This window comes from Flavobacterium sp. KBS0721 (genome assembly GCF_002007065.3).
Taxonomy (GTDB): domain Bacteria; phylum Bacteroidota; class Bacteroidia; order Flavobacteriales; family Flavobacteriaceae; genus Flavobacterium; species Flavobacterium piscis.
In genome coordinates, this window is the sequence record NZ_CP042170.1 from 1,188,139 (window position 1) to 1,212,041 (window position 23,903).

Sequence of the window (23,903 nt, forward strand, 5' to 3'; positions counted from 1 at the left end):
TACATTTTATTCAGATGCTTCATTAATTTTAGTTACTAAATATTCTTTTCCAAGAATTTCTGAGCAGGTGACAACGGCGCCAATTGTCACGCCAAGAACACCATGCATATTAATACTTTGGCCCGTAAGATATAAATTATCCAGCTTGGTTTTTGACGGAATCAGGGTTTTCATCGGATTATTCGAATCTTTAACATAACCGTACATATTTCCGTTGTCCCCGCCTATATAATCCCGATAAGAAAGTGGAGTAGAGGTGTGAACAGATCGAATACAATCTCTGATACCAGGGAATTTTATCTCGATTTCGTCCAAAAATTTAGCTGCTTTTCTGGATTTAAATTCTTCATAACTTTCTCCGCGGTCATTTTCATTAACCGTTGTATTAAAAGTTTCGATCCAGGGGGCAACATCGTCATATTTCATGTAGGTGATGAAAGTCATTCCTTCCGCCCATTCTTCTTGTTTTTTTGAGGCATTCATAGAAGCCATAAAAGCTTTTGGCCAGGAATTTTCATCATAATCATGAGCGGTCCAGACTTCGCTGCTTTTCTTAAAATGATAATGATTGTGATTGATGTATTTAAAGGTCTCCGGTTTAAAAACAATGTATAAACTGAAAGCCGAAATAACGCCTTCAAGACTTTGAACTCTGCTGTAAAATGATTTTCTGAAGTTTTCTTCGCCAGCCAGTTTCAAAGTAGTTTTGGGTTCAATGTTCGAAATAAAATAAGAGCCTGAAACCTGAGTTCCGTCTTTCATTTCTACGAAAGTAACCCTGTTGTTTTCTACATTAAATTTCGTAACTTCTTTGTACTTATAAAATTCGCCACCGTATTTTTTAAGCTGTTTCAAAAGCTGCTTCGTGATCTGACTTCCGCCATTGATGCAGCGCCAGGAACTTTGAATATAAGAGTTTACAGAAAGCGCATGAACGTAAAAAGGCGATTTGTCTGCAATACCAGCGTATAAAAAATTAGAACCCGATAAAACTGCTTTTAGCTTTTCATTTTGTGTACATCCCTCGATTGTTTCTTTGGCGTTAAGCCCTAAAATTTCGTTGTCATATTTGCCTTCCCATTCTAAATTATAAAGCGGAAAACATTCGCAAATAGCTTTTATTTTTTTACAATATTCTTCGATATTGGTTTTTTCATCAGGGAAAAATTTCACTAACTGATTGGCGAAATTATCGTAACCCTGGGCATGCGGATATTCGTTTTCATCATCTTCAAAAGAGATAATATCAAAACCATTTTCATCTAATTTTTTCAGATTGAGATGATCCATGATTCCCAAATACTTAAAATATTTGTATAGATTTTGTCCTTCTTGCAAACCTCCTATGTAATGAATTCCGGTATCAAAAATGGTTTTATCGCGCACAAAAGTCTGCAGATTTCCGCCGTATTGATTGTTTTTTTCAAGCACACAAACGCTGTATCCTTCTTTTGCCAGAATAATTGCCGAGACCAATCCGCCTAAACCGCTGCCTACAATTACTACATCGTATTGCTCTTTCATGCTAATTTTTCTTTAATACGATTATAGAATTTTCTTCTGCAACTGATTGAAAACCAAAGTTAATTAAAGTGTTTTTTAAACCTGAACTATTGATTAAAATAACACAAGAAGTGGTAGAAATGATTTTCTCCAGATCCTCTTTATAATTTTCATCAGAAATTAAAACAACGTCATATTGATTTTCTAAAGACAATTCGAGATGGTCCAAATAAGAGATTTTTCTCTTTTTAAGGAAATAATTTGTTTTAGCAACCGCTAGTTTTTCTTCATCAGCAATAAAAGAAATTACTTTTCGCTGTGGTTCCTGCAAGCTCAATAAAACGTCTAGTTGTCCGTAATCATTGGCTAAGTGCAATATTTTGGCTTTCGCCGAAAGATGCTTGTTGAGACGATAATAGGTTTCTAAATTATGTTTTAAATCGCTTTTGACACTGTTGGTGATTTCAATTTCTTTGTAATCATAACTGTGAATGACCATTTTTTTGAAATAATCAGGACCTTCTAATTCCTGACGCACTTTATGAAATTCTGCTTTAAAATAAGCGCTTAATAGTTTCGTTCTTTCGGCATAATTTTTCCCAAAAGAAAGATTATCAGGAGTAATTCTCTCTAAAATAGATAGCGTAACATGACTATGATGAATGACAAAATCGCCTTTTGGAATCGCTTCTGAAGCACCATGAATTAAAACAGGAAGAATATCCAGATTAAATTCTTCTGCCAAATAAAAAGCACCTTTATGAAAACGATTGATCTGATTGCTTGTAGAACGTGTTCCTTCCGGGAAAATCATAAGCGAATATCCTTCGTTTACTTTTTGGCGCAAATGTTCAACGCCACCTTCAAGACCTTCAGAAACCGGATAAAAACCTGCTTTTCTAACTGTTCCGCCAAAAATAGGAGAATTGTAAACCCAGTCGTTTACCAGAAATATAATTTTTGGACTCAACATTCCCATTGCCAGAATATCGATAAACGACGAGTGATTGGCAATAATTATCGCTGGTTTTTCGAAGTTTTCATTCAACTTATTAATGACTTTTTTATGCAAAAACGGATTCGAATACAATACGGAATTCATGAATCTTGAAATGCAATAGCGGAATGCTTTCATTTTCGTTTTTTCCTTAATCGGAAGAATCGGCATGATGGTGATACTGAAAAGAGACATCAAAATACCGCCAAGTCCGTAGTAAGTAAACGAAATAATACCGTGTATAAAAGTGCGCAATACAAAAGGAGGATTTCCTTTTTTCGCACGATTGGATATAAAGAGTTTAAACAGAATCGGGTAGAAGATGAACGTAATAATCAGTGCGGCAAAAACCCCAATTAATGAAACAGACGAGATAGATCGCAACGCTGGATGACGTGCAAAAATCATGGCACCAATTCCTAAAATGGTCGTGATAACCGCCAGGATTATTGAAGTTCTGTAAATCGCAATTTCGTTTTTTCCGTTGGTATATTCTTTTTGAAGTGCGCTTGTCATGAAAATACTAAAATCGACACCGTGACCAAAAATCAGCGTACAAACAATCATGCTGAAAATATTCATTTGGATGCCAAAGATGCCCATAATTCCGGCCGTAACAATTCCCGTTAAAGCAATTGGGATACAACTTACAATGACCAATTCGACTCTGCGGAAAAAGAAAAATAAAATCAGGATTACAGCAACAAACGAATAATTAACCAGCGAATTAAAATCGGTTTTTAAAGTACTAAAAAACGTCTCGTTCATTTGCTGACGATCAATTGCAATCAGATTATTTTTGGCGGAAGCCGATTTTACAAAAGCATCTCGTTGTTCCGGCGTCACTTTTACCAAAGTAGAAATCGTGAAGAATCCATTTTTTTCGGTTACAAATTCTTTCAATTGCAAAGCCTGAATCTTCAGATATTCTGAAGCTGAAATAGGTTTGAAATTAAAATCTAAATGATCAAAAAAGGCAGAATAAGTGGTCGGTTTGAATCCAAGTTTTGAACCTTCGGCAATCAATTCAGATTGTAAAAGTTGTTTTTTATTATTGTCCCAAAACGAATTCCATTTTTCTATTTTTTGTTGTTGTGCCGCCTGCGAAAGCATAATGCCGCCAACGGAACTGAAATTCAATATTTTGTTGGTTTGCTTTTCCTTTGATAAATCGGCAAAAAGCTGAGAGTTGTTTTGCAAAACTTCCTCCATACTTTTCCCGTACGAAGCCACATAAATGGTTTTGGAGGTTAAACTCGTGCTTTCTTCCAGATCTTTTTCGGCTGCTTTGATTTCCTTTGGAACAAAATTCAATTGCGATAAATCGTTATTGAAGCCAACATTATTATAAGTAAAGCAGCAAATAATGGTAATTATAACACAAAATCCAATCAGATATTTATTGTTGTGAAAAGAGAAATGAGCCAGTTTATCGATGACATTTTTCTTGTGTTCGAAATTGTTTTCTTGGGGTTTATACAAATGCGGAACAATCAAAAGAGAGAAAATACCCGTTACCATAACAATTACGGCGGCAAAAATCCCGAGGTCATTTAGCGCATCTGACTTTACAAAAAGTAAACATAAAAATGCAACAGCCGTTGTTGAGCTGCTCATAATTACGGGCATTGTAATGTCTTTGTATAACGTTTTTACATCGCTGTTATGTTTGTAATGCGTGAGAATATGTATCGAATAATCGATCGTGATTCCTAATAAAATAGAACCAATTCCGAGAGAAATGGCGGAGATTTGCTCTTTCACAAAATATAAAAAGGCAACGGCAAACAAAGCGCCAAAAACCGTTGGAAGAAAAATGATCAGCGGAATCAGCACTTTTCTATAGAATAAAATCAAGATCAACATGAGCGTAATCATCGCTATTGTTGTCGTTAAGATGATATCGCTTTTGATTTGATTGGCATTAGCAACCGCAATCAAAGCCGAACCAAAATAACTAATTGAAGTTTTGCCCTTGAATTTTGTATTTAGATTCTCCTGAATTGATTTTAGTTTTTCGGCAAAAATCGTATTCTTTTCCGTTTCGCTCGACGGAAGATTTGAGGTAATAAAAAGCAACAATTTCTTTTTGTCTTTGGTCATAACAAAACCATTGTTGAGCGTAAAATCGTCACCAATATTTAATTGCTGTAATTTTTTTAAAGCGATAAAAGAAATCCCTAACGGATCTTGCAGAATAAAATCTTTGGTTACAAATCCAGAGGGAGAAATTATCGATTTGTAATTTCCCTGAACCGTTGCTGCAATACTGTCTTTTTGAAGCTTGTTCTGAATCGTCGCATAATCTTTATTCTCCAGAAAAAGCGGTAAATTATTGTAGACAAAATCTATGGTTTCCTGAATATTTTCTTCATCAATTTTTCCCTGAATTCCGGTAACGTAAGGTTTACAGGATTTGGCAACACTGTCTGAAAAAATAGTGGCCATTTCTTTTAGATCTTCTTCAGTACCGTTTTTATCAAGCTTGAAAATGACGGTGATTTTATCGGCAAAGTTGAGTTGTTTCAACACTTTTGCCGTTACATCAGCCTTATCGTTTGTTGGAATCAATTTGGTAATATCTTCTTCAAATTTAATTCGGGAAGCAAAAAAGCCAAAAGCCAAAAGCATCAAAACAGCCAATACCACCGATAATTTTTTTCGTCGGTTTACAAACAAGTGAATGGCGTAGAAGTATTGATGCATAATTATTTATTGTTGTTTTTGCCTATTGTTTTTTTCGCCACGAATTTCACGAATTTTCGCGAATTAATTTGTGCTAATTTGTGAAATTTGTGGCGAAAAAATCAGCGTAAATCTTTTTAATCTGTGGCAACTTTTATGTAATATTCGTTTTATTCTTAGAACTAAAAGCGGTTAAAAGTAAATAACTTATTAAGCCAAAAGTCAGTGCCAAAACGGATGCTAAAATAAGACTTCCCACGATATATTGTGTAGCATTTTTTTGAATATCATCGAGGGTAACTGAACTGTCTAAAATTAACGGCGCATCATTCGATACAAAGTAACTTCCCATTTTTAGCGAACCGTAAATAACAAAAGGAATAAACGGCGGAAAACTTACATTCGAGGCCAGATAAGCTATGACTTTATTGAGCCTGAATAAAGCTGCGAAAGTAAAAAGCAAAACGGTTTGAAATCCCCAAAAAGGCGAAATTCCAATAAAAATACCCAAAGCAATTGCCGCTGATTTTTTGAAATTAGAATCAGAACTTTCTAAAATATCTTCAAGAAAGAATTTTTTAAAACCTTTTTTTTTTGCTCTTCTAAAAAAATCTCTTGGCTTTATGTACAACAACGCGTTGAGAACCAAAACGGTATTTAGAATACTGATTCGGGTAAAATCTTTAAATGGTCGAAAATGCGAAACACGTTCTGCGGGATCATACAAAATCTGGATCGGAATATTTTTTACTACAATACCTTTCCAGGCAGAACGCACAATAACCTCAATTTCGAACTCAAATTTATTGGTATAAAATTGTTTCGGAATGAGTTTTAACGGATATAATCTAAATCCTGATTGTGTGTCTTCAAGAGCAATTCCGGTTTCGAACTTGAACCAGAAATTAGAAAATTTATTACCAAAACTACTTTTCTTTGGCACATTTTCCTGAGTCATATTCCGGCTTCCAATCAATAAAGAATTGGGTTCGTTTTGAATGGCAGCAATAAAGTTGGGAATATCAGAGGCAAAATGCTGACCATCAGAATCGATCGTGATGGCATATTCGAAATTCATTTCAATCGCTTTTCTAAAACCATTTCGGAGCGCCCTTCCTTTTCCTATATTTCGAGGATGATGAATTTGAGTAAGCTCCGAATATTGTTTTAAAATTTCGTTTGTTGTATCTGTAGAACCGTCATTGACGATGATAATTTTAGAAGTAAAATCTAAAATAGAATCCAGCACTTTTTTCAACGTTTTGTGATTATTGTACGTGGGCACAATAACACAAAAATTGGTCGAATTAAGTAATTCCTGCTGAGATAAAGTTGGTTGCATTGGGATTTTTTTCTTGACCTACTTTACAAATTGCTTCTCTTTTTCAGAGAAACTTTTCGATTGTAAAACAAAGTTTTTTAGGTATTCCTTTAAAACACCACTTTGTTCAGTGTAATGTTCTGTAATGAACTTTTTATCTTCTTTAATGTTTTTTTTATAACCCGTAATTCCTGGAACATCTTCCTGAATACTCAATCGAATCATTCTGATTTCGATATTGTTTGGGTCACTTTTTAAAGTAGCTTCAAGAAGTTTTGCACCTTCTTTAAAACGGGAAATTTTACTTCCTATTAAGTTTTCAAATTTAGAATCTACCAAAATTGAAGCCGCTTTGTAAGCCACTAAAATTTTCTCATCGTTGTTTGAAATCACGGAAAGTTTTTCTGTAAATTCCTTAGCGTTTGCTTCTGATTTTGCAACATCAGGATATACCTTTCGAATAGATGCCAAATCTGGATTTCCTGCAAAATTTATCCATAGAATTATTGATAATAGTAATTTCATAATTATAGTTTTTTATACACATTGCTTAATTTTAAAGCAACGGTATCATTAAAATATGTGGTGTTTTTCACCTTTACCAAATCATCCTCTGTGGTAGTTATATCAAGTTCTAAACGCAATTCCGGATTTGTTTCCGGATTGATCAATGCCATAAATTTTACATTCGTAAGCGTCTGAATCATCAAAGTACTTTTGGTAATCGATTCTGTAAGTTCTTTAATGATCTGAATCATGCAAACGCCCGGCATAATTGGGTTTCCTGGAAAATGACCTTTAAAAACCTCATGATTGGCATTAACTAATATACGAATATTAAATTTAGCATCTCCTGTTTTTTCTTCTGAAAGCACTTTATAAAAGTCTTTTAAAACCATATTTGTATTTTTTTATTTCGTTTCAAAAGAGTAAGAAATACCTATTTGAAAATTCATATTAGTATTATAACTGCCAAACAAGTAATGACTATTAGAATTATTATGATAGTAGTCGCTGTCTAAAACATCTGAAAGACCTTTTTTAAATCGAAACTCAAAACCAATACCCGAAGGCATCTTATAGGCAATACCTGCAAGAAGCGAAAGATCATTATATGTTTTTGTAACGGCTAAATTATCGCTTAAAAGAACATCTAAAGTTGGCCCAAACAGTACTTGAAACTGATTAAATTTTAATTTATTAAGCAGGCCAATCGACAAATAATTCATTTTTAAATCCTGAGAAATGGTTCTTTCTGTTTGCGTATCCTGATCAAAAAAATTACGGGAAACATTATTAGATCCTTGTCTGATGTAATTTATTTCGGGCTGTAATGCATATCGTTTCGTGAAATTTATTTCTCCAAAACCTCCAATATAAAAATCAGGTCTGTAGTTCGCATGCATTTCTGAAATTGTTGAAAGAGACAAACCTGCTCTTAAACCTGGTTGAAAGCTCATTTGCGCCTGTACTTTTGCAAAGGCAAAAAAAAGGAATACGGCAACCGCTAATTTCTTTGTATACATTTATTTTACTTTAAAAGTGTAACTAATACCAATCTGGAAAACCTGATTCAGGATAAGATCATTATAGCGATAACCATTATCGTCATACTCAACTCCGTCGTATCCATAAATATCAACTAAACCTTGTTTTAATCTTGCTTCAAACGTTAATCCGTTTGGCAATGTATATCCAACTCCTCCCACAATGGCAAGATCAAAACTTTCAGGATTACTGTTGATATAATTATCAGAAATTTTAAAATCTACAGACGGACCTCCTAAAATATGAAAAGCTTTACCACCAATATTAAATTTTGCCACCGCACCAACTGTTAAGTAGTTCAATTCATAATTTATAGAACGATAATTATTATAGCCGTTTCCAAAATATTCTCTTCCTTCATCGCCTTGTCTTGAATACGTTAACTCAGGCTGTAACGAAAAATATTTATTAAATTTAATGTTCACTAATCCGCCAACATAAAAATCTGCTTTAGATCTATTATCATCAATATTAGTTAATGTTGATAAATTTAAACCGCCTCTAAGCCCGGGACTAACTCTTACTTGTGCCTGAGAAGATTGAATTCCAAGAAATAAAACAAAAGCAATTACGGTTAATTTTTTCATTTTGGTTTGATTTAAAGTTTATGAATAGTTTAAATTTTTTATTCTGATTTAAAATAATTCAGTTCAATTTTCAATTTAATATTCTGATGAATAATCTGAATCTTTTCGGCAAAAATATTGTTTTCTGAAGTAAATGTCAGCGTAAATTTTTCTTTTGTTTGGGATGAATGAACGACTTTCTCTAATCGATGATCTTTTTTTGATATGAAAAGATAATTGTCGCGTTTTCCATCTTTCGATTTATAAATATTATCCGAGTCATTTTCAAATTGTTCCTGAATCAGATATTCTTTTTTGAGCAATAATCTAAAATCTTCTTTTAAAGTATTGATGAGTATTTTTCGATCTAATTCTGAAACAATCGAATTGACTTTGAAACTGTTATCAGAAATTTCGAAATCTAATAATTTGTTTCCGAATTCAGTTGTAAAAACAATTCTGTGCGTCGTATCATTTATTTTTTTGGCAATAAAAATTCCGCTGATTTCATTTCCGTAAACCGTGATGTTTGTTTTGTAAACATAATCGGTTTTTGAATCTGAAAAATAGGGAACTTCATAAGACGTTTTGTCTAATTTTTTAGGCGTATAATTTTTGGTGACCGAGCCACACGAAACTAAAATAATTGCCAGAAAGCAATTAATTAGTAAAAACTGAATCGTCGATTTTTGCATTGATCACTTTATTTTTAAGTACAATTCGGGTATAATCTTCAGAGGATTCTAATAGTTTTACCTGAACAACGGTTGCTTCTTCTTTATCAAAAGTCAGTTCGATTTGCTTGATGTATTTTTTCAGCGTAGCATCTTTCGGAACAAATTTCACCAGATTCTGACCTTTTACTTTAAAGTACGAAATCGTAAATTCTTTGTCGTCAAACATATTTCCGCTTACGCTGCCCACGATTAATTTATTGATGCGGCCAAAGATTTTGCTGTTTCCAATATCAACCGCGCTTTTCTTTCCTTCGTCGTTAATCAGGATTTTTCCGTTTTTAAAAACAATACTATAATTGTATGGCTTTTTATATTGCCATTGTAAAAGACTAGGTTCTTTAAAAATCATTTTACCCGAAGTTTCAATGTCTTTCGATAAAAAATCTAGATGTTTGTATTGTACAAAATCAGTACTTAAGGTTTTGATTTTTTTAGAAACTACATTTACATCTTCTTTAAAAGAAGCAATTTCTGCAGCAGTCATTTTTTGTTCCTGAGCAAACAAATTGCCTGAAATAAATAGAATAAGTAGAGCTATTTTAGTTTTCATATTTTGTAAAAATTGTGCTTAAAATTTTTTGCCACTCCCGATAGCTATCGGGATAAATGATTAACACGGATTATTATTAAATTGAATAAAATCCGTTTTCATCTGCGTTTTCGCTTTAGCGAATCTGCGTTATCCGCGTTCCATATTATAAGCTTTAAGATTCAAAAGTTCTTCGGTCGAAATCACTTTATAATTGTTTTGCTTTAAAAATTGCAAAAACTGTTCCAATACTAAAACCGAGTGTGATGCCGTGTCGTGCAAAAGTACAATTCCGCCGGGAGAAACACGTTTTATAATGCGATTGAAAATCAATTCCTTATTTTTTGTTCCGCCGTCAAGCGAACGAATGTTCCAGCCAATTACTTTATGTCCGGTTTTTTCTAAAGCTCTTCTGATCGAAGGCGTTGTAACTCCGTAAGGCGGACGAAAAAAGTTTATTTTTTTGAATGTGTATTTTTCTAAAAGAAGATCAGTTTTCTCAATTTCTGCCTGAATCTTTCTAGCATTATAAAAATCAAAAAATTTAGAATGAGAGTACGAATGATTTCCCACCAAATGTCCGTCAGCAATAATTTGTTTGAGAATTTCAGGATGCGTTTCAATATTTTTTCCGATGCAAAAGAAAGTCGCTTTTACATCGTATTTTTTCAAAAGTTCTAAAACTTGTAAAGTAAAAATACCAGGTCCGTCATCAAACGTAATGGCGATTTTTTTTTCGGTTTCTAACGAATTATTGCAGAACGCTTTTACGTGATAATTAGATGAAATTCGGGCAGAACCAATAGCATTTATTCCCAACCAAATTAAAATAACCACAACAAACCACCATATGTTTATTGCCGTATAAAAATTCAGAAGAAATAATAAAAGCAATAAAAAGACAAAAAATAGTGATATGTTTTTGTGCGTTATCATTTTGTGATTAACGTAAAACTGTGGTTTTTTCCGTTTAATTGATTGTACAATAAAATGGTATTGTAAACTGGTTTTTCAACCGAATTTACTTTTATGATTTCAGGAATTTCCTGCGTTTTAATAATTTTTGCTGCCATCCAAAAAGCAAAAGCCGAAGCTGTATCATATTCTCCACACAAATGTTTGTAATACAAAACAGGCGTTTCTGCGAAAGCATTTTCGGTAAGATTTCTATAATAATTTTCGAAATCTACATTTCCGTCAAAACCTAAAACTAAAGCATCAATGTCTGAAATCTCTAAATTATTCGATTTCAGATAAGATTTAATTTCGGCTTCAATTTCATTTTCTTCCAGCGTATTTACAATTGCAATATCCAGAACTTCAGCATACGTCGTGTCTTTTCTTTCATTTTCTAAAACAAAAAAACTCGCTCCTTCGCCATAAACTGCTCCGCTGGTATCAGAATCTAAAAGGTTATAAGGTTGTTGATTGTCCGGTTTTATACGTCCGGATAATTTAAAAAGTGCGGTTGTATATTCGCCATTTTCATCGACTCCGCCCACTAAAACAGATTGTGCTTCCTCTTCTTCAATTTGCATTTTAGCATCTAAAAGAGCCGACTCAAAAGAAACAGCACCATTTACATACGTAAAATTATAGCCTTTACATTGCTGCAACAAAGCGATTTGCGCACCAACAGTATTATGAGTCGATTGAATAAAAGAAGTTGGTGTTAAGAATTCTTCGTTATTATCCAGAATACTTTTCAGGAATTTCTCAGAATCTTCGATACATCCTAAACCGGTTCCGGTAATGATGGCATCCACTTTTTCGACATTGGCATCTTTCATTGCTAAGGCCGAAGCAACGATTCCGTTTTTCACACCTTTTGCCATTCTTCTGCTGGCGGCAGGCGAAATGTAGTCTTTATAAACCGGCGGAACGATTGCCAGTACATTTTCGTCATGATTGACAATAGCTTCTTCTAAAAAAACAGTATCAAATGTTTTTTGAGTCGAAATACAGCCTACTCCATTTATATATGTTTTTTTCATTTTAGCTTTTTGAAAATATAAGAGTGGAACAATTTCCTCCAAAACCAAAAGAGTTGGATAAAACGTGTTCGATAGTTTTATTTTTTAAAGTAGTCTGTGGCGTCAAATCAAATTCTTCCATCTGATTTTCGAAATTCAAATTCGGATAAACCACATTATTCTGAATTGCCAAAACACTATAAACCGCTTCAATCGCAGCAGCTGCCGCCAAAGTATGTCCGGTAAAAGGTTTTGTAGAACTAAAATCCGGAATTTTTTCGTCCTGATAAATTCTTTTTATGGCTCTTCCTTCAGACAAATCGTTGTTGGGAGTTGCTGTTCCGTGTACGTTGATATAATCAATTTCAGAAGGTTTTAAACCCGAAACTTCAAAGGCTTTTTTCATCGCCAAATAAGCACCATCTCCATTTTCTGAAGAAGCCGTTTGATGAAAAGCGTCGTTTGCATTTCCGTAACCTGAAACTCTTGCCAGAACTTTTTTGTTTTGTTTCGCCACAACTTCATCTGATTCTAGCACCAAATAAGCGGCGGCTTCACCAAGGTTTAATCCTTTTCGTTCGTTGTCGAAAGGTTTATTGAAATCGTCTGATAAAATCATCAAAGTCTTAAATCCGTTAATCGTAAATTTTGCCAAACCATCGGCTCCGCCTACAATTACGCGATCTAATTTTCCGGTTTTTATCAATCTTGCACCCAGCATAATTGCGTTTGCGGCAGATGAACAAGCGGTACTAATAGTGGTAACGATGCCTTTTAAACCTAGTTCTTCGGCAATTTTCTCTGCAACATCGCCGCCATCATGACAAGCAATATATTTAACCAGTTCAGGATGTTTGAAATAATCGTAATAATGTCTTTCAGTCATGTCCATTCCGCCCACACTTGTAGCCGAAATAAGTCCGGTTCTGAATTCGTTTATCGAAGTAATTCCGGCATTTTCAACAGCTTGTTTTGCTGCCAAAGTACCAATCATTGCCGTTCTCGAAAAGTTATTATCGCTGTCTAATCCCAATTCAGCAATCAACTCTTCATTGGTTTTTTTGATTTCGCCCACCTTAATAACATCCGCATGAACTGTCGAAATATTAGTGATACGCGAAATGCCAATTTTATTTTCGATCAGTGAAATATAATTTTCCCCGACTGAATTTCCAATCGAAGAGATAATTCCCATTCCGGTTATTGCAACACCTTTCATCTAATTTTAGATTTATGATTTTAGATTGTAGATTCTTAGAACTTTGTCAAAGTTTCAAACTTTGACAAAGTTGACGGATTTTAAAACATGTTAGATTTTAGGTTTCCTATTGGAATCTAAAATCTGAAGTCTAAAATCTAAAATTATTTTGTTCTGTTCGCGCTAATATAAGCTGCCATAGTTTCGATCGACTGAAAAATGGTTTTTCCTTCTTTTGGGTCTACCAATTTAATTCCGTAATCTTTATCTAAAATCACGATCAATTCAAGCGCATCAATCGAGTCTAAACCTAAACCGTCTCCAAACAAAGGATCGTTATCAGCAATATCTGCGATTGTGATATCTTCAAGATTAAGAGTCGTAATGATTTTATTTTTTAATTCTTCTTTTAATGCTTCCATGATTATTTATTATATAATGTATTGATATTTTCGTTTTTATATTTTTCGTTTTCTTCTTTACTAATGGTGCAAAGAAAGGCTTTGTAATTGTCATTAAAAAATTCTACCCAGCCACAAAGAACTGTATCAGCTTTACTTGTGTTTAACAGAATCTCTGAATAGTTAAACAGAAATTCAGTATTGAAAGCATCAAATATAAAGAAAGAATTCTCACTTTTAAGCTGATGACGGATACTTATTTCGCCTAAACAAATATTGGGCAGCGTATAAACAAAAACCGCCGGACTCGGAAAGTAATTTTCTTTATCCGAAATAGATTCCTGATACTTAACATCTGTATCTAAACTTGATGATTTATTGGCCAAAACCAAAGCGATATTGTTTTCTTTTTCCGTTGAAGTTATCGGACTCAAAAGCAATTCTGATCCTAAAAAAGCCAGTTTGCTCAAAGCATCCATTTTGAAAAACTTTGGATATTGAATGTCAAAGTTGCGGTACGCTTGTTTAGAAAAATCACCAAAATCGGTTGATTCAATTTTGAATACAGAGGTTCCGTTCAAAACAATTTCGTTGTTTTGGATGGTGATGTAGGATTGTATATAGGTTTTGTTTCGAGTCATTTGTAAATGTTTTAACAGAGATTTTCAATATCTCTCTTTAAACTAATTTGTGAAAAAAGGACAGGTGTATTTAATTTGTTTTCTCTTATTATAGTAAAATAAATAGAGTTTCCTTTTAAAAGAAAAATTCTACTTATTTTATAATTTGGATTAAAATTCAACGCCATTTCTGTGTTGTAAATTATAACATTGTTTGAATTCTTATACTTTTCAAAGCCTTTTTTTTCACAATATTCATTAATTAATAAGTTGTTTTCTTTAGCATCGTATTTACTTACAATTTTTATAAGTCTTTTTTCGGTTGCTTTTCTATAAAAAGAATACACAAAAAAAATGCTTAAAATAAAAACCAAATAATATTCAAATCCTGTTTTTGAATGATCACGATAAGGATCATAAAAAATTAAAAAAGGCGTAATAAAACCAGATAAACAAAATAAATAAAAAATGTATGAACCAAATTTATCTAGCCAGCTTTCAGAATAAACTAATTTATTCTGTTCTATGCTTTTTTTAACATTTAGGTTTTTTAAACTTCGCATTTTAAATCTGTTTTTTCTGAAGATTCAATTTAAGAAACCCAAGTATGAATAATTTTCTCAATTTTCCATTTTCCTGATTTGTTTTCAATTATGATTATAAATCCTCTGCCACATCTTCCACCGCCACAAGAAGCGCCAGCAGCTAAAATTCCTGATGTTTTTGTTTTATTAAATTGAATTCTTGATACCGAAATCGTTCCAACAGGAAATAGTACATTACTTACATCATTTAAATCCCAATTTTTTTCATGAGGATATTTTGATGTGTTTTGAAAATTAAACTTTTTATTGTTTTCAAAAGCTTTTAAATCAAATTTGTATTCGTCTGTTTCTTTTGAAATATCATAGTTATATCCGGAAATATCAATTTCTCTAATAATCATCTCATTTTCTTGAGGGCTAATTTTTGTTACATCATCATACACACCGATTAAAATCCTTGTTTTATCATTTTTGATGCTGTCTCGGTTACGCCAATATTCCTTTAATTCTTTATGAAATCCAATAGTATCTTCTTTATTAGATTTAAAATCAATTCTTGGCGTTGGTGGAGGAAGTATAACTCTTCGATCCATATAAATAGAATCTACAATTTCGACAAAGACATTATTTAAGACATCTTTTTCAAATTGTAGTTCGTCTATTTTCTCCTCTTTACATCCAAAAAAAGAAAGAACAACAACAACTATAATTATGAATTTTGATAATTTCATTTATTACTTCAACAATATTGAACTTGTAAAATTTACTTACAGGTTGGATTTTTCATTTGAACTGTTCGGAATTCCCGAACAGTTCAAATTTTATTTTAATTCGTGAAAATTCGTGTAATTAGTGTTTCATTTTTTCAAAAACCACAGCTGTATTACAACCTCCAAATCCAGAAGCCGTCTTCAAAAAATACTCAATAGTAGCCTCTTGATTTTTCTCAATAACATTTATAGATTCGCTTACGCCAATTTCATCAAAACCTTTCGATTCAAAAAGTATATTTTGATTTACGGATTCAATTCCAATTACCGTTTCTAATAATCCCGAAGCGCCTAAGGTGTGACCGTAAAAACCTTTTAAACTATTTATAGGAACGTTTTGTAAACCCAAACGATTCAATGCAATGGCTTCCATTTCGTCGTTGAATGGAGTTGCTGTTCCGTGAGCTGAAATATAATCGATTTTGTCCACTTCAATCTGAGCTTCTTTCAAAGCATTCTGAATACTTCTAAACAAACCTTCACCCGTTCTTGAAGGACCCGAAATATGGTTGGCATCGTTTATCGAACTGTCTCCAATCACTTTTATTTTTGCGGTTGCCGGATTCGCCGAAATTAAAACAGCAGCCGTTGCTTCGCCTAAACTTACGCCGGTTCTGTTTTTAGAATACGGTTTACAAGGCAAATCGCTCATTGCCTGAAATGAATTAAAACCGGACAAAATAAATTCAGAAACTTCATCTCCGGCTACAACAAATACATTGTCATACAACTCAGACTGAATCATTCTTTTAGCAACTGAAACGGCTAAAATTCCGGAAACACAAGCGTTTGAAACGACAATTGGCTGAGTTTTGAATCCGAAGAAATCAGCAACATTTTTTGCTAAAACATCTAAATGTGCACTATTGAAACTTTCCTCTGAATCATTTTTTAATGCCGTAACATTTCCTTTTGTAGTAGAAAGTATAAAAGCCGTTTTCGAATTTAATTCAATTCCTGATTTTTTGATAATTGGCTCTAAAGCCAAAATCATCATTTTCTCTAAACGAGAAAATTTTGTGTCAGTACTTATTTTTTCAAAAGCACTTTTTATTTTTTCATTACTAATAATCGAAGCATAAAACGGAATTGGCATTAAGGCAATATCCTGATGCAATTGAATACCGGAATCGCCACGAACAATTGCTTCAATGTTTGATGCAACATCAAAACCTAAAGGCGTAATACAATTCGTTTCGTTGATATATACTTCTCTTATCATTTTATCTTTTTTTCTGGCCAGTAAATCGGCCACAGATTGTACAGATTAAACGGATTAACGCGGATTTTTATTAATTTTTAATTCGTGAAAATTAGTGTAATTCGTGTTTGTCTTTTATTTTAATAACCCTACTTTTCGTTTCCATTCTTCATAGAAAGGAGGATTCGTCAACATTAAATTTCCGTCGCCATCTAGAAAAACCTGAACGGTTTCTCCGGTGCAGGCCACTTCGCCTTTTGCATCTATAATTCTAAAACGGTAAATCATTTTGGCAGCGGGAGTATCAACAACTGTTGTTTCTATGGTAACGACATCGCCGTAGCGTAAAGACAATTTATGCTCACATTTCGATTTTACAATTGGGGTGGTGTATCCTGTATTGCCAATGTCCAAATAGGTAAGTCCGTGCTGGCGGCCAAACGCTTCTCGTCCATCTTCAAAATAGGTGATATAGTTTCCGTGCCAAACGATTCCAAGCGGATCAGTTTCGTTAAAACGAATTCTGATTTCGTGAGAAACGGTTAGTTCAGTGGCTTCGTTATACTGTTCTTTTCTTTTTGTCATAAAATAAGGCAATGGATGTTGTGATAATAAAGAACAAAAATAACAAACTTATTTTTGGGATGATTTCGAGGAAAGAAACGTTGCGTAATAACACATCGTAAAAAGCTTCTAGTCCCCAGTTCATAGGTGACGATTTTGCGATATATTGCATGATCGTTGGCATAGCAAAAACAGGCACCCAAACACCGCCAACGGCAGCGAGAATAAGGACACTTGTTGCGCCAAAAGGAGCCGATTGTTCTTGTGTGTTGGCTACGGTTCCTAATAAAATTCCGAAACCTATGGCGGCAAAACCTGAAAATAAAGCCACGACACTCATTAAAAATAAATGCCCTTCGATGTTTAAGGAAGGCAAACCAATATGAGGAAATAAAAACACTGCCACGGCAACCATCATATAAAACTGAATCATACAAATGGCTGAATAAGTAATGGTTTTACCAATAATCACCACTAAATTAGAAACCGGATTGGTTAATAACCGAACGAATGTTCCTTGCGATTTTTCTTTTACTATATTAATAGACAACGGAATCACGATAAAAAATATCGCAAAAAGTGTCCAGGCCGGAACGTTGTGTTGTACCGAGTTGGGACGGACTTCTTTGTTGTTTATTTTCGGGATTATTTCTTTGAAAGTAATGAAACTTTTTTGCTCAAATTCTGTAGTTCCTTCTCCTAATTGATTTTCGAAAGTGGTGTAAATAGATTTGCTTTCGATTTGAGAAATCATTTTGTCAATCGAACTCATTACGGCATTTTTGAAACTCATCTGAACCGCAGGATCAAAATACAATTTCACTTCTTTTTCCTTTATTACTTTGGGTTTTTCAGTCTGTGCAGTACTATCGGTTTCGGTTAAGCCCATTTTACTAATAATGTTCTGAACATTCTGATCGATTTTGGCTTGTAAATCAACGCTTAAATCTTTCGGAATCACGATTGCCAACTGAAATTTTCCTTTATAAACAGCTTCTTTAGCAACTTCTTCAGTAATGGGTTTGTTGTCGATTTGCGTGATAACGCTAAATAAATTGCTTTTTTCAAGATTGTCAAAAACAGTTTTTGATACAGAACCGTTGTCTTTATCGACCAATAAAATCGGAATTTTATTATCGCTAATGGTTTTAAAAGTACTGTCCTGAATTAAAGTTACCGTGATTACCAAAACCAATGGCATGATAAACAAAATAATCAATCCGCCTAAATCGCGTTTAAGCAGGAGAAATTCTTTTACGACCGACATCCAAATTTTATTGACCATCTCTAAAATCTTTACCGGTTAATGAAATAAAAACTTCTTCGAGATTGCGTGCTTCAGTTGTAGCATCAATTAAACTTGACGGCGTTCCCTGCGCATAAATTCTGCCTCGGTCTAGAATGGCGATATTGGTACAAAAATCTTCGGCTTCAGCTAAATGATGCGACGTATATATAATCGTAGTTCCGTTTTGGTTTAAAACTTTTAAGTAATCGATAATGGCATTTTTAGACTGAACATCAACACCAACGGTTGGTTCGTCCAGAAACAAAACTTTAGGTTTGTGCAGAATTCCGGCAATCAAATTGACTCTTCGTTTCATTCCGCCCGAAAAAGTTTCGATACGTTTGTCGGCGAATTTTAGTAAACCCAAAAGATCCAAAGTTTCAACTACTTTGTCTTTTAAGTAAGCGCCTTTTAAACCGTACATACTTCCAAAATAATGTAGATTTTCTCTCGCGGTCAAAGTGGGATATAAAGCATATTCTTGCGGAACAACGCCAATAATTTTTTTGATTTTGGATGAATGATTTGTGTAGTTCAGATCATCAATCGTAAAATGTCCTGAGGTTGGTTTGATCAATCCGCAAAGCATGGAGATTAAAGTGGTTTTCCCGGCACCATTCGGGCCCAATAAACCAAAAATCTGTCCTTCGTTGATATCCAGCGAAACGTTGTTCAAAGAATACTGGTCTGCATCTTTGTACTTTTTCGAAAGGGATTCTATTTTTATAATTGGTTGCAAAATATATTAGCTAATGGCTTTTTTTAGTTTTTTGAAAAAGATTTCTTCTCTGTTGGCGATGCTCAAAAGTTCATCGGCAATGGCGTTGTAAGCATCTTCTTTGGCACTTCGGTTTTTGTAAATTCTGGAAGCTTCAACAGCAAAATCACGCCATGAATCTCCAATCAAGGTCATTTCTTTCGAAAGTACTTTCAATTCTTCATTTCCTAAAATAACCGAAGCTTCTTGTAAAAAAGCGGCATATATAAAACGAAAACCTCCGCCGCCTGTTCCTATTTCTTCCTGCATACGAACCATTTGTGCCAGGTAATGATTGGCTTTTTTGGTGCCGTGTTTTACAGGCCATTTACGGATTTGTTTCGATACGAATTTTATTCCGCGTACACCAATAATAGGCATTGGTGCCAACATATCGCGACAGGTATTTTTGATTCCTTTGATGATGGCACTTTTTAAATCAACTTCTTTCGGGATCTGAATCGGGTAATACATTTGTCCTCTTGGAGCAAAAGCACCTTTGGCAAAACGCACTTTGTCTAATTCGTCATGCGTTAAAGTCGTAACGGTTTCCATCACAGGATCGCTGACCAAATAATCGGTTTCGGTTTTTCCGTAAACGACTAAATTGTGTGCGTTGAAATGAAAGCGGTATTCATCAGGAAAATAACTCAAATGATATACGCCAACTTGTAATCCGGTTGGAATGTTATTTTTTAAATTTTCATCCAAAGCTTTATTTGCATTTGCGGGAGAAGAAAATTTTTGTCTTTTTATTTTTAAATTTAAACGATTGGCCAGTTTATTAAAAATTTGTCCCGGCAAAGTTCTATAGCTAATTGCAGGCGCGTGATTTACTTTTATAAAAGGCAAATACACGAAAAAAAGTCCAGAGCCAATACCAAAAACCATCGGTTCGCTGATGTTCAGTCCGTTGTTTTTTAACAAATTCGAAGCTACTCCGTTCTCACAATGAGCAGATTGATGATGTGTGAAATTGATTTGCATTAGTCTTTTTTAATATTTTTTAATTCTGCTATTGAAATTTCAAAAGCATCGGCATATTTCTTTAAAATGGAATCGCTTAATTTAGCAAAAACGGTAGGTTTAAAATGCCTTTTTACACGCCATTTCCATATTCCAACATAACTGGATAAAATAGTAAGATCCATTTTATTGACTTCCATATAGTAAACAATAGGGCTTACTTCGCCAATTTCGACTTGCATTTTTGCTTCGGCGATTCGCTCGTTTATTTCATCAATAGAATTCGAAAGTGCGATAGTTTTGGGTTCCCAGCCGGTACTTAGAGTTGTAGTATAATCTCCGTTTTCATCGGTTGCGTACAAAAGTTCTTTAACGTTGTTTTTTGTTAAGTTGCTTTTATCTTGTGGTACTTTTTCTTTTTCCATTTCATTATTAATTTATTAGATATATAAAGCTAACGCGATACATAAACTAATTATTAAAAACCCCAGATTTGCGAAGCCTAAATTTTGTTTTTCTTTCACAAATAAATAAATCATTTCTATTACAAGTCCAAAATAAAAAAACAGGACTGCCATAAATTCCATAATAAAGAATCCTAAACCAGTATCAAAATGTTTGTGGTCATTTCCATGGCAATGTGAATGACGATCAACGGTAAGATACCAAAATAAAAAAACAGATCCAACCATAAGAACTAAAATCCCAATCCGGATTAATAGGTGTAAAATGATCTTCTTAGTATTCATTTACACTGAAACTATCTTCTGAATGAACAAATTAATTTCGCATTCTAAAAGTAATTTATGTCCCCATATACTTGCGCAGCGCATGGTACACAATGTATAATCGTCGCCTTCAAATTTTGAAACCAAAGTTGCTTTGGTAATAATGGTATCACCCACTTTTGGCAGCAAATGTATTTTAAGGTTTTTTATCGCACTGATAAAACCCAATACATTTACGTTTTCATTTTCGGTACCGTCTTCGTCAAAAAAATACTTTTTGCCTACAATAGACGAACAGGTTTGTGCGGTGTTTTCGATTAAGCCCGCTTCGATAAAAACGTTATTATCGATAAAAACATTATCCTCTTTTATCAGAAAGGTGGTTTCTACGAAGTTGGCATCTATATCCAAAATTAAATCCACCATAAGCATTGGTGCTCGGTGTGGTAAGTAATTTTGTATATCAACTCCGGTTTTCATTGCTGCTATCATTTCGCTAAAACAGTTTTCATTTGTCCGTTAGCAATTTCTTCATTATTCAAATATGTTACAACATCTACCAAAGTAATTCCTGCAAATTCCTGCAAAATAGTTATCGTAGATTGAATCGTATCATTAATTTTTGGCAACTTTTTAATCTCAATTTCCTTAATAGAACCAATATATCCTGTTGGCGCTGTTTCGTTTTTCAAGAAAAATTGATAACCTGTATGCAAAGCCACAGATTGCGCCATATGTTCGATTAAACCTGCTTCAAGAAAAGTATCGTTATCAAAAAATATGTTGTCGTTTTTTATTTCTAAACCGGCAATTAAGGAGGTTTCGGTATACGAGTACATTTTATCGACCATCACAAAAGGAAACTTTTGCGGCAGTAAATTTTCGACAGCTTCTTTTGCTAAAAGTAATGTCGTCTCCATTAGCAAACGGTTAAATAAGCATAAGCAAACGAGAATCTTCCACTTTCAGGAACAGACAGAAGAATACGATCTCCTGTTTTTAAATTTCCTGAATTCATTAATTCTTCCAAAGCCAGATAAATAGAGGCAGAACCTACATTACCCACTCTTGAAAGATTCATGAACCATTTTTCATCCGCCATTCCGATTCCTTTTTCCGTTAATCCTTTCTTTAAACCTTCGACAAAAAAGTTAGAAGAAACGTGAGGAATAAAATAATCGACCTGGTCTGCACCAATATTATTTTTAGACATGGCATCGCTCATACTTTCCGCTCCTTTAGCAAGTATAAATTCATCCAATAATTTTACATCTTGTTTAATGGCAAAAACCGATTCGTTTAACCATTGTTCCGGAGGATAATCGCTCCATGATTTAATTTCGCCATTTTCTAATTTATCTCCGCCGGCGTACATGCAGGTTTCTAATTCGTAGGCATACGAAAAAGCTTCCATCCATTCGATTTTTAGAGAAATTGGCCCTCTTGGTTTATTTTCTAATAAAAAAGCTCCTGCTCCGTCAGACAACATCCAACGTAGAAAATCTTTTTTGAAAGCGATAATAGGTTGCTCTTCAAGGCTTTTTAGGTTTGCTGCTTCATGATTGTACATTTGAGCATTTAACCATGATGACACTTTTTCTGATCCTGTGCAAATGGCATTTTTTGAATTTCCCGATCTTATCGACAGAAAACCAAATTTTAATGAATTCATTCCGGCGCAACAAACACCAGTTGAAGAATTTAATTCTACCGATTTATTTTTTAATAATCCGTGGACCATTGCAGCATGCGAAGGCAGGAAAACATCAGGTGTTGAGGTTCCGCATGAAAGTACTTCAAGATCCTGAGCTGTAAAGTTTTCATCAAATAATTGTACAACGGCATTTCGGGTTAATTCGGCATTGTTATGCGTGCTTTTCCCTGTTTTATCTATGGCGTAATAACGACTTGTAATTTTATTATTGCGCAAAATAATGCGTCTTGCTTTAGAAGCGGCATCATTGATGAGTCCTAAATATTCTTCCATTTCATCATTAGAAACAGCTTCATTTGGCAAATACTTTGCGGCCTTTGTAATATATACTTCAAACATAATCTAATTTCGTCTTCTAAACTCCTTGATAATATCGAGTTTCTTTTTTTATAGTTTTTAACTTAAAAGGGTAGGTAATAAGGTGCAATATATAGACTATTGGTGAGATTAACCATATTGCGAGGAATAAATAAACATTAAATACTTTAAGAAGCTGTTTTCTGTTTTTTTGATGTTTATAAATCAAATTCGACCATTTATCGAAAATTTTATTCGCGGTTTTGTCTACAGTTACCAGATACGGACTGATTTTTACGGCACCAATTGCGAGCAATTTTGGCTGTAAATCTTCAAAATTATTTTGGTTTAATGCCGAAACAATAACTTCTCCAAATTTATCTGACTCCTGAATATCTTTATCTGAAACTCCAGGTAAAGGAAAGATCCCAAGATATTTTTTCTTCACTCCGGAGAACATCCATTCTACAATCGTAATTACACTGATTAAATTTCCAACGCGATCTACCAATGCTACATTTCCTACCAATTGCGCATTGGCTTCTTTTAGTAAAGTTTTGATTTTTTCCTGCGCCATAATCCACATATTTCGTGAACCGCTTATGGTAACAACAGGTGTATTGTTGAGTATTTTTTTGGCATCATGACTTTTCAAAAATGAATTGATAGGAATCGATGGCGATAAATACCAAACCTGATAATGAAACAATACCAAATCGAATTTTGTATTTAAAATATCTTCTGCAACGGGTTTTAATTCAGTTGGAATTTGAAGGAAAGATTCCGGGAAAGCATCAAAAAAAGAATCTTTATCCCAAGGAAAGGGGAAAGGTTTTTCTAATTGTATTTCGTGAAACTTTACATTTATTTCTTCTGAATTAAGAAAAGGTTTTGCAATATTTCGTGCAATTTCTCCTAATTGTCCAGATTGTGAATAATAAATAACAAGAACATTTTTCATTTGGGTTAATGGCTTAGGTGGTTGCGCAAAAATA

General features: G+C 33.8%; 26 protein-coding genes. All 26 read right to left on the bottom strand.

What is annotated here, in order from left to right; genetic code table 11:
* Positions 1-6: 6 nt before the first annotated feature.
* Positions 7-1,524 carry an NAD(P)/FAD-dependent oxidoreductase gene (locus B0M43_RS05380; protein WP_078006577.1) on the bottom strand — a complete coding sequence of 506 codons (1,518 nt, stop codon included), beginning with the start codon at positions 1,522-1,524 and terminating at the stop codon, positions 7-9.
* A gap of 1 nt (position 1,525) precedes the next feature.
* Complete coding sequence (locus B0M43_RS05385) at positions 1,526-5,206, bottom strand: 1-acyl-sn-glycerol-3-phosphate acyltransferase (RefSeq protein WP_078006576.1); 3,681 nt, start codon at positions 5,204-5,206, stop codon at positions 1,526-1,528.
* Positions 5,207-5,339: 133 nt separating this feature from the next.
* Entirely contained in the window at positions 5,340-6,527 is a 1,188-nt protein-coding gene (locus tag B0M43_RS05390; protein ID WP_078006575.1) for a DUF2062 domain-containing protein, read from the bottom strand.
* Positions 6,528-6,545: 18 nt separating this feature from the next.
* A complete protein-coding gene (locus B0M43_RS05395; protein WP_078006574.1) occupies positions 6,546-7,031 on the bottom strand; it encodes a hypothetical protein in 486 nt (161 codons plus the stop codon).
* Positions 7,032-7,033: 2 nt separating this feature from the next.
* The gene (locus tag B0M43_RS05400) at positions 7,034-7,405 is read right to left on the bottom strand and encodes a 3-hydroxyacyl-ACP dehydratase (protein WP_065451738.1); all 372 of its coding nucleotides are present in this window, start codon (positions 7,403-7,405) and stop codon (positions 7,034-7,036) included.
* 12 nt (positions 7,406-7,417) lie between these two features.
* Entirely contained in the window at positions 7,418-8,032 is a 615-nt protein-coding gene (locus tag B0M43_RS05405) for an outer membrane beta-barrel protein (RefSeq protein ID WP_078006573.1), read from the bottom strand.
* Positions 8,033-8,641, bottom strand: coding sequence for a porin family protein (locus B0M43_RS05410; RefSeq protein WP_078006572.1), 609 nt, complete (start codon positions 8,639-8,641; stop codon positions 8,033-8,035).
* A gap of 38 nt (positions 8,642-8,679) precedes the next feature.
* Positions 8,680-9,315 (bottom strand): hypothetical protein, encoded by a 636-nt coding sequence (locus B0M43_RS05415; RefSeq protein WP_078006571.1) that lies wholly within the window; start codon positions 9,313-9,315, stop codon positions 8,680-8,682.
* Positions 9,281-9,907: an outer membrane lipoprotein carrier protein LolA gene (locus tag B0M43_RS05420; protein WP_078006570.1), complete on the bottom strand. Its 627-nt coding sequence runs from the start codon at positions 9,905-9,907 to the stop codon at positions 9,281-9,283. Before B0M43_RS05420 ends, B0M43_RS05415 begins: the two co-directional genes overlap by 35 nt.
* 129 nt (positions 9,908-10,036) lie before the next feature.
* Positions 10,037-10,822: a polysaccharide deacetylase family protein gene (locus B0M43_RS05425; protein WP_078006569.1), complete on the bottom strand. Its 786-nt coding sequence runs from the start codon at positions 10,820-10,822 to the stop codon at positions 10,037-10,039.
* Entirely contained in the window at positions 10,819-11,880 is a 1,062-nt protein-coding gene (locus B0M43_RS05430) for a beta-ketoacyl synthase N-terminal-like domain-containing protein (RefSeq protein WP_078006568.1), read from the bottom strand. The genes B0M43_RS05425 and B0M43_RS05430 overlap by 4 nt, the downstream gene beginning before the upstream one ends.
* A 1-nt stretch (position 11,881) precedes the next feature.
* Complete coding sequence (locus tag B0M43_RS05435; protein ID WP_078006567.1) at positions 11,882-13,078, bottom strand: beta-ketoacyl synthase; 1,197 nt, start codon at positions 13,076-13,078, stop codon at positions 11,882-11,884.
* Between the two features lie 143 nt (positions 13,079-13,221).
* Complete coding sequence (locus B0M43_RS05440; RefSeq protein ID WP_078006566.1) at positions 13,222-13,479, bottom strand: phosphopantetheine-binding protein; 258 nt, start codon at positions 13,477-13,479, stop codon at positions 13,222-13,224.
* 2 nt (positions 13,480-13,481) lie between these two features.
* On the bottom strand, positions 13,482-14,099 hold the full coding sequence (locus tag B0M43_RS05445) for a 3-oxoacyl-ACP synthase (RefSeq protein ID WP_078006565.1): 618 nt from the start codon (positions 14,097-14,099) through the stop codon (positions 13,482-13,484).
* Positions 14,100-14,110: 11 nt separating this feature from the next.
* Entirely contained in the window at positions 14,111-14,641 is a 531-nt protein-coding gene (locus tag B0M43_RS05450) for a hypothetical protein (RefSeq protein WP_078006564.1), read from the bottom strand.
* Positions 14,642-14,670: 29 nt separating this feature from the next.
* Positions 14,671-15,354, bottom strand: a complete 684-nt coding sequence (locus tag B0M43_RS05455) for a hypothetical protein (RefSeq protein ID WP_078006563.1) — start codon at positions 15,352-15,354, stop codon at positions 14,671-14,673.
* 118 nt (positions 15,355-15,472) lie between these two features.
* Entirely contained in the window at positions 15,473-16,615 is a 1,143-nt protein-coding gene (locus tag B0M43_RS05460; RefSeq protein ID WP_078006976.1) for a beta-ketoacyl synthase N-terminal-like domain-containing protein, read from the bottom strand.
* 114 nt (positions 16,616-16,729) lie between these two features.
* Positions 16,730-17,179, bottom strand: coding sequence for a thioesterase family protein (locus tag B0M43_RS05465; RefSeq protein ID WP_065451727.1), 450 nt, complete (start codon positions 17,177-17,179; stop codon positions 16,730-16,732).
* A complete protein-coding gene (locus B0M43_RS05470; RefSeq protein WP_078006562.1) occupies positions 17,154-18,443 on the bottom strand; it encodes an ABC transporter permease in 1,290 nt (429 codons plus the stop codon). Before B0M43_RS05470 ends, B0M43_RS05465 begins: the two co-directional genes overlap by 26 nt.
* Entirely contained in the window at positions 18,433-19,185 is a 753-nt protein-coding gene (locus B0M43_RS05475) for an ABC transporter ATP-binding protein (protein ID WP_078006561.1), read from the bottom strand. Before B0M43_RS05475 ends, B0M43_RS05470 begins: the two co-directional genes overlap by 11 nt.
* 6 nt (positions 19,186-19,191) lie before the next feature.
* On the bottom strand, positions 19,192-20,190 hold the full coding sequence (locus tag B0M43_RS05480) for a BtrH N-terminal domain-containing protein (RefSeq protein WP_078006560.1): 999 nt from the start codon (positions 20,188-20,190) through the stop codon (positions 19,192-19,194).
* On the bottom strand, positions 20,190-20,594 hold the full coding sequence (locus tag B0M43_RS05485) for a hypothetical protein (RefSeq protein WP_065451723.1): 405 nt from the start codon (positions 20,592-20,594) through the stop codon (positions 20,190-20,192). Before B0M43_RS05485 ends, B0M43_RS05480 begins: the two co-directional genes overlap by 1 nt.
* Positions 20,595-20,918: 324 nt before the next feature.
* A complete protein-coding gene (locus B0M43_RS05495; protein ID WP_065452011.1) occupies positions 20,919-21,377 on the bottom strand; it encodes an ABC transporter permease in 459 nt (152 codons plus the stop codon).
* Positions 21,378-21,385: 8 nt separating this feature from the next.
* Complete coding sequence (locus B0M43_RS05500; protein WP_078006558.1) at positions 21,386-21,817, bottom strand: hypothetical protein; 432 nt, start codon at positions 21,815-21,817, stop codon at positions 21,386-21,388.
* Complete coding sequence (locus B0M43_RS05505; RefSeq protein WP_078006557.1) at positions 21,817-22,950, bottom strand: beta-ketoacyl-ACP synthase III; 1,134 nt, start codon at positions 22,948-22,950, stop codon at positions 21,817-21,819. The genes B0M43_RS05500 and B0M43_RS05505 overlap by 1 nt, the downstream gene beginning before the upstream one ends.
* 16 nt (positions 22,951-22,966) lie before the next feature.
* Positions 22,967-23,869 carry a hypothetical protein gene (locus B0M43_RS05510; RefSeq protein WP_078006556.1) on the bottom strand — a complete coding sequence of 301 codons (903 nt, stop codon included), beginning with the start codon at positions 23,867-23,869 and terminating at the stop codon, positions 22,967-22,969.
* Positions 23,870-23,903: the final 34 nt, after the last annotated feature.

Coding starts and splice junctions, on each gene's coding strand:
- B0M43_RS05380 (WP_078006577.1), bottom strand. CDS start 1,524: ATGAAAGAGCAATACGATGTAGTAATTGTAGGCAGCGGTTTAGGCGGA.
- B0M43_RS05385 (WP_078006576.1), bottom strand. CDS start 5,206: ATGCATCAATACTTCTACGCCATTCACTTGTTTGTAAACCGACGAAAA.
- B0M43_RS05390 (WP_078006575.1), bottom strand. CDS start 6,527: ATGCAACCAACTTTATCTCAGCAGGAATTACTTAATTCGACCAATTTT.
- B0M43_RS05395 (WP_078006574.1), bottom strand. CDS start 7,031: ATGAAATTACTATTATCAATAATTCTATGGATAAATTTTGCAGGAAAT.
- B0M43_RS05400 (WP_065451738.1), bottom strand. CDS start 7,405: ATGGTTTTAAAAGACTTTTATAAAGTGCTTTCAGAAGAAAAAACAGGA.
- B0M43_RS05405 (WP_078006573.1), bottom strand. CDS start 8,032: ATGTATACAAAGAAATTAGCGGTTGCCGTATTCCTTTTTTTTGCCTTT.
- B0M43_RS05410 (WP_078006572.1), bottom strand. CDS start 8,641: ATGAAAAAATTAACCGTAATTGCTTTTGTTTTATTTCTTGGAATTCAA.
- B0M43_RS05415 (WP_078006571.1), bottom strand. CDS start 9,315: ATGCAAAAATCGACGATTCAGTTTTTACTAATTAATTGCTTTCTGGCA.
- B0M43_RS05420 (WP_078006570.1), bottom strand. CDS start 9,907: ATGAAAACTAAAATAGCTCTACTTATTCTATTTATTTCAGGCAATTTG.
- B0M43_RS05425 (WP_078006569.1), bottom strand. CDS start 10,822: ATGATAACGCACAAAAACATATCACTATTTTTTGTCTTTTTATTGCTT.
- B0M43_RS05430 (WP_078006568.1), bottom strand. CDS start 11,880: ATGAAAAAAACATATATAAATGGAGTAGGCTGTATTTCGACTCAAAAA.
- B0M43_RS05435 (WP_078006567.1), bottom strand. CDS start 13,078: ATGAAAGGTGTTGCAATAACCGGAATGGGAATTATCTCTTCGATTGGA.
- B0M43_RS05440 (WP_078006566.1), bottom strand. CDS start 13,479: ATGGAAGCATTAAAAGAAGAATTAAAAAATAAAATCATTACGACTCTT.
- B0M43_RS05445 (WP_078006565.1), bottom strand. CDS start 14,099: ATGACTCGAAACAAAACCTATATACAATCCTACATCACCATCCAAAAC.
- B0M43_RS05450 (WP_078006564.1), bottom strand. CDS start 14,641: ATGCGAAGTTTAAAAAACCTAAATGTTAAAAAAAGCATAGAACAGAAT.
- B0M43_RS05455 (WP_078006563.1), bottom strand. CDS start 15,354: ATGAAATTATCAAAATTCATAATTATAGTTGTTGTTGTTCTTTCTTTT.
- B0M43_RS05460 (WP_078006976.1), bottom strand. CDS start 16,615: ATGATAAGAGAAGTATATATCAACGAAACGAATTGTATTACGCCTTTA.
- B0M43_RS05465 (WP_065451727.1), bottom strand. CDS start 17,179: ATGACAAAAAGAAAAGAACAGTATAACGAAGCCACTGAACTAACCGTT.
- B0M43_RS05470 (WP_078006562.1), bottom strand. CDS start 18,443: ATGGTCAATAAAATTTGGATGTCGGTCGTAAAAGAATTTCTCCTGCTT.
- B0M43_RS05480 (WP_078006560.1), bottom strand. CDS start 20,190: ATGCAAATCAATTTCACACATCATCAATCTGCTCATTGTGAGAACGGA.
- B0M43_RS05485 (WP_065451723.1), bottom strand. CDS start 20,594: ATGGAAAAAGAAAAAGTACCACAAGATAAAAGCAACTTAACAAAAAAC.
- B0M43_RS05495 (WP_065452011.1), bottom strand. CDS start 21,377: ATGAAAACCGGAGTTGATATACAAAATTACTTACCACACCGAGCACCA.
- B0M43_RS05500 (WP_078006558.1), bottom strand. CDS start 21,817: ATGGAGACGACATTACTTTTAGCAAAAGAAGCTGTCGAAAATTTACTG.
- B0M43_RS05505 (WP_078006557.1), bottom strand. CDS start 22,950: ATGTTTGAAGTATATATTACAAAGGCCGCAAAGTATTTGCCAAATGAA.
- B0M43_RS05510 (WP_078006556.1), bottom strand. CDS start 23,869: ATGAAAAATGTTCTTGTTATTTATTATTCACAATCTGGACAATTAGGA.